Raw genomic sequence first — 11,778 nt, forward strand, 5'->3', positions numbered from 1 at the left:
ACCACGTTCCCGCGCCACTACATTCGCGTCACCGCCTACGACGCGAGCTACGGCAGGCAGACGACGGCCCTGAGCTTCCTGGTGCAGCGTCCGGCCGAGGAGCCGGGGTTCCTGCTGACCCGGGTGGAATCCGACGACCGCTACCGCGCCTCGGCGTCGCGCTTCGGTGGTATGAACGGCCGGACGACGCCCTCCATTTCCGCGGCGGTGCGCGGCCGGCTGGTGAGGCCCAGGACCGGCGCCGTCGTGATGCGCACATCACCCATCACGGTGTCCGCGCCCAGCGGGTCACGCCAGATGTTCCATACCGGGGACATGTCCAGATGCCCCATGTATTTGATGTTCACGCCCTCCTCGTTGACGTGCTCGGCCTCGGCGACGATGGTGTCGGTCTCGATACGCTTCTGCTCGCCCGCCGACTCGCTCACGTCGGTCAGCCCGGCCATGATCCGGGTGAACGATTCCTCCGGTGTGTCACCGGCTTTCACGTCGGTCAGCGTGCTGGCGTGCGAGAAGTACTCGTTGGCGCCGATGTACTGCTCGTACATGCGCGACACCAGTACCAGGAAGCGCTCGTAGGCGCGGCGATAGGTGTAGTCGAAGAACGCCAAGGCCTCGGCCTCCGGCATCTCGCCGCGCAGCGCGGTGGCGATCGATGCCGCGGCGCACAGCCCGCCGTACGTCGCGAGGTGCACACCGGTCGACAACAGCGGGTCCAGGAAGCACGCCGAGTCGCCGACGATGGCATAACCCGGCCCGCAGAACCGGTCGGACACATAGGAATAGTCCTGCTCGGCGCGCACGTCGGTGACCTGCCGCGCGCCCTCGAGCATCACCGCCAGCTTCGGGTTCTTGCGGATGGAGTCGTGGTAGAACGCCTCCCGCGAGCCGAGTTCGCGCACCCGCGCGCCGGCGACCGTGGTGGCGACCACGTAGCCGACGCTGTAGCGACCACCGGCCAGCGGGATGTGCCAGAACCAGCCGCCCTCATCGGTCGAGACCACGTTGATCGCGCCCTCGGGGCTGTCGGGGTGCAGCTGTGCGCCCTCCCAGTAGGACCAGACCGCGATATTGCGAAAAGCGTTGTGCTGCTTGCGCATATCGAAGTACCGACGGGAGAGCAGACCGGCCCGGCCGGAGGCGTCGACGAGGAAGTCGAAGGTGGTGGTGCGGACCTCGTCGTCACCGGCGAGGGTCCATTCGACCGCGGTCGGACGGTCCTCGTCGAATACCACGTTCTGCACCGTGGCCCGCTCGATCACCTCGGCGCCCTGCTTGGCGGCGTTGCGCAGCAGGATGTTGTCGAATTCCGCGCGATCAACCTGCCACGACCAGGCCTCCGCGTCGACGAGCTTGGACCAGTCCAGCAACCAGGTGTCGTCCTTCCATTGGAAATATCCACCGCGCTTCACCTGGAATCCGTGGGCGGCAACCTCGTCGTACGCGCCGGACAGGCGCAACGTCGACAGACAGGAAGCCAGCAGCGATTCCCCGATGTGGTACCTCGGAAATTGGTCCTTTTCCAGGAGTGTTACTCGAATGCCCGAGCGTGCGAGCAGGGCTGCGGTGGTCGACCCGGCAGGGCCTCCACCTACTACTAGGACGTGCGGATTGTTCCCCATAGCAAACTCCCTGGAAACTGCCGACAACAAGAATGCGCGCGTCCGCACCGGCGACCGGACCCGCTCCGGGCTCCAGGCTGGCCAGCAACCCGAAACAAGCATTGCCGCTGGATAACTAGAAGACGTGGCGCAATAGTTATTGTAGGAAACGATCATTGAAAGCTCAAGTGCAAGAACATTTCTCGGTGATCGCCAGCACCTCTCGGAAGGGTGCTGAAAGGTAGCGGGTACCCACAGAGGGCGCGGCCTGCCGCGCTGTCGCCCACGGCATGTCGGATATCGATGCCGAAGGAATCGGGAAACCCGGAAGGTGTCTACCGAGCCGTACGCTTCGCCGGGAACGTCACCGGAGGGACGGAAGGCCTGGCCGGAAGCGGCAACGATCGTCTCGTCTCGTCATCACCCGCTCTTCCTCGTAAAGAATTGGTTTGGCGGCCTTGATCCAGGGTAAAGCCATCGACGACCGCACGGGGGCGTTGCGGGCAAATCGGTCGAAACCCTGTGTTCGCACTATTGCGAATCCACAGGACAGGCTCCGCCCCTGGGCGATTCGTCGATACTCCGGTGTCGGGCTGTCTACCCGCGTGGACCAGCGGCGACGGCGACCGTCGTGGCCGCGGCCTGTGCCGCCTCGGCCACCGAGCAGCGGCCGAGGCCACAGGCGGTCGCGATGCCGTAGGCCGTGCGGCCCGCCGCCGCCTCGAACAGGTCACGGGCGCGGGCGCTTTCGTCGCCCGGTTCCGACGACGCCACTCCGGCGATCACCCGCCAGCCCGGATCGAGTCGGCGCAGTGGCGCATAGAACTCCGGGTCGAGCGGCGCCGGCTCGGCGCCGAACGCGCAGGGCACGTGCGCCGGCGGCAGCGGGAGCCCGGCCTTGTGGAGCCGTCGCGCGGTGTGGTTGAGGAGTGTGACCGCCGGGGCGAGATCGCGGGGCGACAGCAGGCTCTTGTGCCCATAGTCGCCGTAGCAGAGATGGACGACCCGGTCCGCCCCGATCGCCGCCATCCGCTCGAGAAATCCGGCGAGCTGCCCGGCGACGAGGGGCGCCACCGCCCACTGGAACCGCAACTGCTGGGCTTTGACCATGCTGAGCAACGCGAAAGGCGACTCCACCTGCCAGACGACGCTGTCGCCGTAGCGCTGCTGGACCTCGGTCATCTCGCCCAGCACCGCCTCGGTGAACACCGGCAGATGCCGTAAGGCGGCGACCACGACACCGATGTGCCGCAGCGCCTTTCCGACCGGCAGCCCGGCCGAGACGGCCGCACCGGCGAAGACGAACATCGCCAGATCCAGCGGATTCGGTTGGCTGATCTGCACTTTCATCCCGGCCAGCTCCGGCCGCTCGCCCTGCAGCGCCTGCCACGCCGAGACGACGTCACCGATCCGCTCGACCCGCTCCATGGCCACGTGCTCGGGCTCCAGCCGGCGGCCCTGTCGCACACCGTAGCTGGGGAAAGTGCTGTAGTCGGTGTAGTCACCGGCCGCGACGATCTCGAAGACGTCGTGCTTGCCGCGGGTCTGCAGGTATTCGAGAATCCAATCGGGGTCCAGATCGCAGGGCAGGCCCGTCACCGGGGTGCCCGCGGTGTGGTCGGCGAACCATCGCAGAACGGCTCTGTCCCCCGTCATCAACTCCCCCGGAAGAGACCCGACAAAGTGTGCGTACCTGGCCTGATGCGGCTCTTCTGTGCTGTTCATGCGGGGCCCTGCCATCCCTAGCTCGAGCCGGGCACCGGCCCGGCCGCGTCGTTCGTCAGCCTTTCCAGGGTACCCGGGCATACCGCCCCGCTACTCCCGTTCGTGAGAGACGAACGCATCGCAGCAGCTCGGGGGGCTTCTGGACGGCCTCCCAATAGCATTAGCGGGCAACAGCTTTCACGACGCGCCGCGAACCGGGCGCGAACATCGTCCGAACGCGCCCGGCCCGGCCACCGCTTCCGGCAACCCCCCTCGGCGCCTCCGGCAAACGGTTCCGCGGCGGCGCGCGGCCGCCGCGGAACCCCGGCCCCGGAGTGTCAGCCCGCCGCCAGCGGGGTGAGGCAGCTGGCCGGTGGGTCGACGAAGATGCACAGCGACGGGGCGTGCGAGGGGCGGTACCCGGCGGGGACGCCGCCCGCGGCGACGATCTGCGAATAGGCGCCCACGGCGTCGGTCGGGCGGCGGGTGAGGGCGGGATCGGTGCGCACGTCGACCGTGTAGAGGCCGAAACGTGGTGTGTAGCTGCCCCATTCGTAGTTGTCGGTGAGGCTCCAGTAGTTGTAGCCGATGACGTTCATGCCGTCGGCCTTGGCGCGCTGGAGCCAGTACACGGTGTCGCGCAGATGGTCACTGCGGGTGTAGCCGTCGGCGCGGGGGAGGCCGTTCTCGGTGGGCATGCCGTTCTCCACGATGTAGAGCGGCTTACCCGGAAAGCGCTTCGAATAGTGTTGCAGCGCATAGTAAATACCCTCGGTGCGCAGCGGCATCTCCCAGATGCGCGGTCCCGGCAGGGTCGGGATGGCCGAACCGCTGGCCCGGGAGATGGCGCCGAGCAGCGACTGCGCCGGATCGAAGCCGAAATAGTAGTCCACGCCCACGAAGTCGAGCCGGGCCCCGACCCGGTCGGCGAACGCGCCGTTGACCTGGTCCTCGGAACCGGCGACGTATCCGACATTGGCGGTCACCTGCGCGCCGGGCTGCACTTGGTGGATGTAGTCGTAGATGTCGTTGTGCGCCTGCACGATTCGATCCTGCATGCTCCCCGCGTCGGCGGCGCCGCCGCGGATCTCGTGCTGAATGTAGGCAGCGGGTTCGTTCACGGTGACCCACAACGGATTTCGCGAGGCGTACCGGTCGACGACCGCGCGCATATTGGCCAGCCAGTCGCCGACCATGCCCGCGCCGCGCCAGCCGCCGCGGTCCACCGCCCAGCCGGGGTACACCCAGTGGTCCAGGGTGATCATCGGCCGCATCCCGGCCGCCACGATGTTCGCGACGACGTCGTCGTAGAAGCGGAAGGCGTTGTCGTCCCAGACCCCGGGCTCCGGCTGCAACCGCGCCCATTCGATTCCCACCCGGAACACCCGCACACCCATGTCGGCGGCCAGGCGAATATCCGAGGCGTACCGCTCGGTGAAATCGACCGAGTCCTGTAGTGGCTCGAAGCTCGGGTTCTTGGCGATGTAGCGCGTCCAATTACTGTCCGGCGCACGGCCTTCGGACTGGAATCCGGAACTCGCCACCCCCCAGAGGAATTCCGAGTCGAGTGGTGCCAGGGCGGCCGACCGCAACGGCGGGGCGGCCAGGGACTGCGTACCGAGCAGCAGAGTCGACGCGACGACGACGAACGCGGCCAGGACACATCGTTGAAACCGAGATCGCATCGACTCAGCGTAACGGGCGCCGAGGGGTCGACGCCGGAGATCGCGGCTAGTCGATACAGCCGCAAAGACTTCCGCGATTGACCGCCGCCCGACCGGGTAGCCGAGACAACGACACGCCTCAGCGAGGAAAGGAGTCCCTGGTGGTAGACGAAATCAGGGCGGCGCCGGCCCGGGAGCGCCCGGTGGGCGAGCTGGTCGGCGACGCCTCCGAGCAATTGTCCCGCCTGGTCCGCGACGAGATGCGGCTCGCGGTCGCCGAGCTGCAGCAGAAGGGCAAACGGACCGGGATCGGAGCGGGGCTGTTCGGCGTCGCGGCCGTGCTGGCGTTCTACGGCGGTGCGGCGCTGGTGGCCTGCGTCGTGCTGGCGCTGGCCACGGCGCTCGCCGGGTGGCTGTCGGCGCTGCTCGTCGGCGCGGTGCTCCTGCTGATCGCGGGAGTGGCAGCGCTGATCGGAAGCAAGCAGGTACGCGCCGCGACCCCGCCGGTGCCGCAGGAGGCGGTGAGCGGCGTGCAGACCGATATCGAGACCGTGAAGGAGGGACTGCGCCGATGACCGGATCACACCGTGACACCGACGCCGAGGCGGCAGCGGCGGCGCCGACCGAACCGGACGCCATCAGACGCGATATCGAGCGGACGCGCGCGGAACTCGGCGAGACGGTCGACGCGCTGGCGCACAAGGCCGACGTCCCAGCCCGCGCCAAGGATAAAATTCACGACACCTCCACCACCGCACAGGCGAAGGCGAGCGAATTGTCCGCGCGGGCCGAGGACGCCGCCGGCCGGGCGATCGCCACGACGGAGGCGCGCGCGGACCAGGCGGGCGCGGCAGTCCGCCGCCGTCCGCTCCCCGCCGCCGCGGCCGCCGCAGCCGCCGCGGTCCTGGTGACGTGGCGGCTCGTGCGCCGCCGCAACCGCAAGGATCGGCGGTCGTGATGACACTGCTCTACAAACCGCTGGGCATGCTCGTCGGCGTCTTGGGCGGATTGGCCGCGTCCGCCGTGTTCGCACACACCTGGAAGCTGCTGACCGGTGAGGACGACGCGCCCTCCGCCACCGACCGCGACCGCACCTGGGGCGAGATCGTGGCCGCCGCCGCCCTGCAGGGCGCGGTGTTCGCCACCGTCCGGGCCGTTATCGACCGCGGTGGCGCCACCGGTTTCCGAAAGGTCACCGGCACCTGGCCCGGCGCCGACTGAACGGCGCGGCAGGCGGCGTCACCGCAGCACGCTCAGGGCCGCGGGTCGTGGCGCGTCGGTGCCGTGGTGGGCGCGGGATCAGCTTGTCTTTCAGGTGATTTCGGTGGGGCGGCGGCGGTCGACTCCGGAGCGAACACCTTGGGAGACGGCGGAGGGGCGTGGGTCTTTTCCGACCACGGCGTCCGTGGGGTATCGCGAGATTCCTGCGCACGATTCCCCGTTCGGCCGCCCGTCCGGCGGCGCGGCTTCCGGGCGGTTTGCCGACCGCCCGCCTTCGGCCGTTCCCAGGGTGTCGAGGACTGCGACCTGTTCGCCGCGGCCTGCGCACTCCCGTGACCACCGGACTGCGCCGCGCCCGGTGGGGAAGAATCGTGGCCCGCTACCGGAGGCCGATCACTCCTCGGCACGACATCCGCCGCGGCTAGCGCCGCACCCGCAGCCGACTCCGGCAACGGATCCTGCTGTGCAAGCGCAAATGAAACTTGTTGCGCAGCTACGCTTTTTGAAGCATTCGGTACTTCCGCCAAAGGCATTCGCGCCGCGACCTCATCGTCCGTAGCGACCTCGCCGTCCCTCGCGGACTGGTCGTCTGTCGCGGAATTCTCCGTCGCGGGGGATCCATCGGGATGGCCCACACCATCGGGAGGAATTCCCGCACTCGGTCCCGCCCCCGCTCCCCCACGTCGCGAGCCCGAGCCATCGACCGAGGGCTTCCCATTGCCCGCAGCACCACCGGGCCGCTCACCACTCTCCGGTCCACCTCCCGGTTCGTGCGCCCCCGGCCGAGCCGTCCGCTCAGCGGCACTGCCACGGTCCGAATCCCTGTCGCCCGCAGCACCTTTCGGGTCAACCGGCGAAGGCACGCCACGATCCACCGCCTCACCCGGCGCACCGCCGGGCCTGGAAGGCGCCGCCCACTCCGACCCGTCCGAACCCCCGAAATCCAGCGCCGCGACATTGTCCGCGAACCGCACGGCATGCCGGAGAATGTCGTCGGCATACTCATCCATCAGGTCCGCGTACCGCATCACCTCGTCGGGTTCGATGTGCAGGGGCGCGCTCGACGACGGCGGCACCCCGAGCGCCTTCTCCGCCGCCTCGTAGATCACCCCGTTCACCATCCGCCCCACGAGGTCCTCGAGCGGCTCGATCGCCTTTCCGATGACCTCGGCCGCCACATACGCGATCAGCATCTGCTCCATCGCGGTGAGCAGCCGGCTCGCGGCCGCCCGCACCGCCGTGGTCAGCGCCGCCGACACCCCCATCGTGGCCGCCGACGCCGCCAGCAACGACAGGTATCCCGCGGCCAGCGCCGCCAACTCCGCCAGCACCGCGGCCTTGACCACGGCGATCGCCTCGGCGGCGACCTCCAACGCCCGCGCGACCACCTCACACGCCCGGTCCAGCCCCGCCATGTGGTCGGCGCTCATCCGCGCCCACGACGCCGCCAACTGCTCATACGAGTAGCCGGAATACACCGCGCCCATATCGTGCACGGCACCGGTCGCCGCCTCGTGCGTCTGCGCGACGTTCGCCGCGAACGACCGCACCTGCCGGGCCAGCTCGCGCACCTGGTCCTCATCGATATCCGGGTACGGCACGCCCAGCAGGTTCAGGAACGTCGCCACTTCGTGGGGTATCTCGATACTCACCCCGTGCCCCCCGAACTCACCTCGGAGACAAGGGATTTGGATGGCGCATCGCCGACGACTCCTCTTATTGATCCGACAGCGATGCCGGGCCGTCCCGTGGGACAGCCCGGCGTCGCCTACGGAATCAGCGGAGGTCGAACCGATCGTTGTTCGCCACCTTGACCCAGGCGGCGACGAAATCGTTCACGAACCGCTGCTCGGCGCCCTGCTGGGCGTACACCTCGGCCACCGCGCGCAGCACCGAGTGCGAGCCGAAGACGAGATCGTTGGCGGTAGCGGTCCACTTCGCCGCGCCGGAGCGGCGGTCGAAGCCCTCGTAGACGTTCTCGGCCGACTCCGACGCCTTCCACTCGGTGTTCTGATCGAGCAGGTTGACGAAGAAATCGGTGGTCAGAGTGCCCGGCCGCTCGGTGAAGACGCCGTGCGCGCTGCCGCCGAAGTTGGCGCCGAGCGCGCGCAGCCCGCCGATCAGCACCGTCAGCTCCGGCGCGGTGACGTCGAGCATGTACGCCCGGTCGAGCAGCAGACGTTCCAGCGGAGCCTTCTCACCGGCACGCACATAGTTGCGGAAGCCGTCGGCCCGCGGTTCGAGCAGCGCGAACGACTCCACATCGGTGTCCTCCTGCGTCGCGTCCGTGCGTCCCGGCGCGAACGGCACCGTGATGTCCTGGCCCGCGTCCTTGGCCGCCTTCTCGATCGCCGCCGATCCGGCGAGGATGATCAGGTCGGCCAGTGAGACCTGCTTGCCCCCGGCGGCCGAGTCGTTGAACTCCTGCTGGATCTGCTCCAGCACGGGCAGCACCTTCGCCAGTTCGGCCGGCTCGTTGAGCTCCCAGTTCTTCTGGGGCTCGAGCCGGATCCGGGCGCCGTTGGCGCCGCCGCGCTTGTCGGTGCTGCGGAAGCTGGCCGCCGACGCCCACGCCGTCTTCACCAGCTGCGGTACCGACAGACCCGATTCGAGGACCTTGCCCTTCAGCGCCGCTATGTCCTGCTCGTCGATCAGCGCGTGCTCGACGGCGGGCACCGGGTCCTGCCACAGCTGCGGCTCGGGAACCCACGGACCCAGGTAGCGGCTGACCGGTCCCATATCGCGGTGCAGCAGCTTGTACCACGCCTTCGCGAACGCCTCGGACAGCTCCTCCGGGTGCTCCAGCCAGCGGCTGGTGATCTCCCGGTAGATCGGGTCCTCGCGCAGGGCCAGGTCGGTGGTCAGCATGGTGGGCGTCCGCGCGGGGCCGTCGAACGGGTCGGGGATGGTGCCCGCGCCCGCGCCGTCCTTGGGCTGCCACTGCCAGGCCCCGGCCGGGCTCTTGGTCAGCTCCCACTCGTAGCCGTACAGGTTCTGCAGGAAACCGTTGCCCCACTTGGTCGGGGTGGAGGTCCACACGACCTCGAGGCCGCTGGTGATGGCGTCGCGGCCCTTGCCCGAGCCGTAGCTGCTCTTCCAGCCCAGACCCTGCTGCTCGATCGGGGCGCCCTCGGGTTCCGCGCCGACCAGGTCGGCGTCGCCCGCGCCGTGGGTCTTGCCGAAGCTGTGCCCGCCGACGATCAGCGCCGCGGTCTCCTCGTCGTTCATCGCCATGCGGCCGAAGGTCTCCCGGATGTCGCGCGCCGCGGCCACCGGGTCCGGACGGCCGTTCGGACCCTCCGGGTTCACGTAGATCAGACCCATCTGGACCGCGCCGAGCGGGCCCGCAAGTTCGCGGTCACCGCTGTAGCGCTCGTCGCCGAGCCAGGTGTCCTCCGGGCCCCAGAAGACCTCTTCCGGTTCCCAGATGTCGGGGCGGCCGAAGCCGAAACCGAAGGTCTGGAAGCCCATCGACTCGAGGGCGACGTTGCCGGCGAACACCAGCAGGTCGGCCCAGGAGATGCTGGTGCCGTACTTCTGCTTGACCGGCCACAGCAGTCGGCGGGCCTTGTCCAGGTTCGCGTTGTCGGGCCAGCTGTTCAGCGGCGCGAAACGCTGCGCGCCCTGGCCACCGCCGCCGCGCCCGTCGGCGATGCGGTAGGTGCCCGCCGCATGCCAGCTCATCCGGATGAACAGGCCGCCGTAGTTGCCGTAGTCGGCCGGCCACCAGTCCTGCGAATCGGTGAGAACCGCCGCGACATCGGCCTTGAGCGCCTCGACGTCGAGCTTCGCGAATTCCTTCGCGTAGTCGAAGTCCGCGCCCAGCGGGTTCGACTTGGACGAGTGGGCATGCAGCACCGAGACGTCGATCTGCTCCGGCCACCAGTCCTTGTTGGTGCGGGGACGGTGGTCGGTCTTGGCGGTCGGGGAGGGGATCGCCGGGTTCTCGCTCTCGCTGTTGCTTCGGGTCGCGGTGTCAGGAGCGGGCGGGCGGCTTTCTGATGTCACGTCATTCCTTCCTGAATGGGTGATGCGGGCTGCGAATCAAGGACGTTGTGATGCCGCGCAATCGGGGCACTGGCCCCAGTAGATGACTTCTGCTTCGTCGATCGAGTAACCACGGTCGTCGGACGCGGTCAGGCAGGGCGCGGCACCGACCGCGCAGTCGACGTCGGCGATCGCCCCGCACGACCGGCACACGACGTGATGGTGGTTGTCACCGACGCGCGCCTCGTACCGGGCCACCGACCCCGACGGCTGAATGCACCGCAGCAGACCCGCCGCGGTGAGCGTGCGCAGCGAGTCGTAGACCGCCTGGTGCGACACCGTGGACAGCTGGTCGCGCACGGCGCGGATGACGGAATCCGTATCGGTGTGCGGATTCCCGTGCACCGCCCGCAGCACCGCGATCCGCGGGGCGGTCACGCGCAGCGAAACCCCCCGCAACATCTCCTGGAACTCCGTGGCCGTAGGCACCTTTGGAAGTGTCGTCCCCATTCTGGAACGAGTCAAGCATTTGATTAAGAACGATCGAACTTCCCGCGCCGGACCCCGCGCTGCGCGGACTCGGCTACCAGGATTCGATCAAGGGCGCCTCGTGGTCGTGGCGTCGCCACTGCGCGGTGAGGCGGCCGAGCCGGGCGGGCGACGCCATACCGCACACGGCCGCGATCTTGTCGCCGCGCACCTCGAGGACGGCGATGCCGACGACGCGATCGTCGAGGACAGCGAGGACCGCCGGGGCACCGTTGATCACTCCGGTATGAATCGACGGAGACCCGCCGGCCAGTCGGCGCTTCGCCGGAGTCGGTTTGAACGCGGCCCGCACCGCGGCCGCGAACCGCTCCGGAACCGAGTACCGCAGCAGCTTGTCGTTCAGCCCAGCGCCGTCGGAGACCGCGGTCGCGTCGGCGGTCAGCAGCGCCACCAGCCGCTCGGTCCGGCCCGAGGCGGCGGCATCGATGAACGCCGCCGCGATCCGATGCGCGGCGGCGCGATTCACCTGCGTCGTGTTGCGGGCGGCGGCGAGGTGGCGGCGGGCGCGATGCGCGTGCTGCTGGCTCGCGGACTCGGTGATGTCGAGAATCCGCGCGATCTCGGCGTGACCGTACGAAAAGGCTTCGCGCAGTACGTAAACCGCCCGTTCGACCGGCGACAGCCGCTCCATCAGCAGCAGCACCGCCAGACTGACCGATTCGCGCTGCTCGACGGTGTCGGCCGGGCCCAGCATCGGATCGCCGTCGAGCAGCGGTTCGGGCATCCAGGCGCCGACCGCGCGTTCGCGCCGCACCTTGGCCGAGCGGAGCTTGTCGACCGCCAGATTCGTGACGATCTTGGTCAGCCAGGCCTCCGGCGTCACGATGTGCTCGCGGTCGGCGGCCTGCCAGCGGAGGAACGCGTCCTGCACCGTGTCCTCGGCGTCGGCGGCCGAGCCGAGCAGGCGGTAGGCGATCGAGGCCAGCCCGTGCCCGCTGGGCGACGACCGCGCCACCGGGGGGGGGTGCAAGGGGGGCCCCGAAATCCGCGGCGGCCATAGCCCGACCCCCCCGCGGCGGGGCCCAGCGGGGGTTTGGCCCCCGCCTACCGGA

At 69.1% G+C, this 11,778-nt stretch carries 10 protein-coding genes; 3 read left to right on the forward strand and 7 right to left on the reverse strand.

All coding sequences use genetic code 11. The features are described 5' to 3' along the window. Positions 1 to 140: 140 nt before the first annotated feature. From QH470_RS23610 to QH470_RS23620, 3 genes are all read right to left on the reverse strand, one after another. Positions 141 to 1,622 (reverse strand): NAD(P)/FAD-dependent oxidoreductase, encoded by a 1,482-nt coding sequence (locus QH470_RS23610; RefSeq protein ID WP_280274546.1) that lies wholly within the window; start codon positions 1,620 to 1,622, stop codon positions 141 to 143. A 576-nt stretch (positions 1,623 to 2,198) separates the two neighbouring features. After that, positions 2,199 to 3,257 (reverse strand): hypothetical protein, encoded by a 1,059-nt coding sequence (locus QH470_RS23615; protein WP_280274547.1) that lies wholly within the window; start codon positions 3,255 to 3,257, stop codon positions 2,199 to 2,201. A gap of 386 nt (positions 3,258 to 3,643) precedes the next feature. Further along, complete coding sequence (locus tag QH470_RS23620; protein ID WP_280274548.1) at positions 3,644 to 4,990, reverse strand: family 1 glycosylhydrolase; 1,347 nt, start codon at positions 4,988 to 4,990, stop codon at positions 3,644 to 3,646. A gap of 140 nt (positions 4,991 to 5,130) precedes the next feature. On the opposite strand from QH470_RS23620, the gene QH470_RS23625 reads away from it, so the two are divergent. From QH470_RS23625 to QH470_RS23635, 3 genes are read left to right on the forward strand one after another with little or no spacing between them, the layout of a single operon-like run. Continuing rightward, positions 5,131 to 5,544, forward strand: a complete 414-nt coding sequence (locus QH470_RS23625) for a phage holin family protein (RefSeq protein WP_280274549.1) — start codon at positions 5,131 to 5,133, stop codon at positions 5,542 to 5,544. Further along, on the forward strand, positions 5,541 to 5,927 hold the full coding sequence (locus QH470_RS23630) for a DUF3618 domain-containing protein (RefSeq protein ID WP_280274550.1): 387 nt from the start codon (positions 5,541 to 5,543) through the stop codon (positions 5,925 to 5,927). The genes QH470_RS23625 and QH470_RS23630 overlap by 4 nt, the downstream gene beginning before the upstream one ends. Continuing rightward, complete coding sequence (locus QH470_RS23635; RefSeq protein WP_280274551.1) at positions 5,927 to 6,190, forward strand: DUF4235 domain-containing protein; 264 nt, start codon at positions 5,927 to 5,929, stop codon at positions 6,188 to 6,190. The genes QH470_RS23630 and QH470_RS23635 overlap by 1 nt, the downstream gene beginning before the upstream one ends. A 32-nt stretch (positions 6,191 to 6,222) precedes the next feature. On the opposite strand, the gene QH470_RS23640 is transcribed toward QH470_RS23635, so the two are convergent. The 4 genes from QH470_RS23640 to QH470_RS23655 form a co-directional block, all read right to left on the reverse strand. Then, complete coding sequence (locus QH470_RS23640) at positions 6,223 to 7,842, reverse strand: WXG100-like domain-containing protein (RefSeq protein ID WP_280274552.1); 1,620 nt, start codon at positions 7,840 to 7,842, stop codon at positions 6,223 to 6,225. A gap of 124 nt (positions 7,843 to 7,966) precedes the next feature. Further along, positions 7,967 to 10,198 (reverse strand): catalase/peroxidase HPI, encoded by a 2,232-nt coding sequence (katG, locus tag QH470_RS23645; protein ID WP_280274553.1) that lies wholly within the window; start codon positions 10,196 to 10,198, stop codon positions 7,967 to 7,969. 36 nt (positions 10,199 to 10,234) lie between these two features. Beyond that, positions 10,235 to 10,639 (reverse strand): Fur family transcriptional regulator, encoded by a 405-nt coding sequence (locus tag QH470_RS23650; protein ID WP_280274555.1) that lies wholly within the window; start codon positions 10,637 to 10,639, stop codon positions 10,235 to 10,237. Between the two features lie 121 nt (positions 10,640 to 10,760). Continuing rightward, positions 10,761 to 11,681 (reverse strand): sigma-70 family RNA polymerase sigma factor, encoded by a 921-nt coding sequence (locus QH470_RS23655; protein WP_280274554.1) that lies wholly within the window; start codon positions 11,679 to 11,681, stop codon positions 10,761 to 10,763. Positions 11,682 to 11,778 lie beyond the last annotated feature (97 nt).

The organism is Nocardia wallacei, from assembly GCF_029868745.1.
Taxonomy (GTDB): Bacteria; Actinomycetota; Actinomycetes; order Mycobacteriales; family Mycobacteriaceae; genus Nocardia; species Nocardia wallacei_B.

Excerpts from the sequence above, each read along its gene's own strand:
- QH470_RS23610 (WP_280274546.1), bottom strand. The coding sequence starts at position 1,622 with ATGGGGAACAATCCGCACGTCCTAGTAGTAGGTGGAGGCCCTGCCGGG.
- QH470_RS23615 (WP_280274547.1), bottom strand. The coding sequence starts at position 3,257 with ATGACGGGGGACAGAGCCGTTCTGCGATGGTTCGCCGACCACACCGCG.
- QH470_RS23635 (WP_280274551.1), top strand. The coding sequence starts at position 5,927 with ATGACACTGCTCTACAAACCGCTGGGCATGCTCGTCGGCGTCTTGGGC.
- QH470_RS23650 (WP_280274555.1), bottom strand. The coding sequence starts at position 10,639 with ATGTTGCGGGGGGTTTCGCTGCGCGTGACCGCCCCGCGGATCGCGGTG.
- QH470_RS23620 (WP_280274548.1), bottom strand. The coding sequence starts at position 4,990 with ATGCGATCTCGGTTTCAACGATGTGTCCTGGCCGCGTTCGTCGTCGTC.
- QH470_RS23630 (WP_280274550.1), top strand. The coding sequence starts at position 5,541 with ATGACCGGATCACACCGTGACACCGACGCCGAGGCGGCAGCGGCGGCG.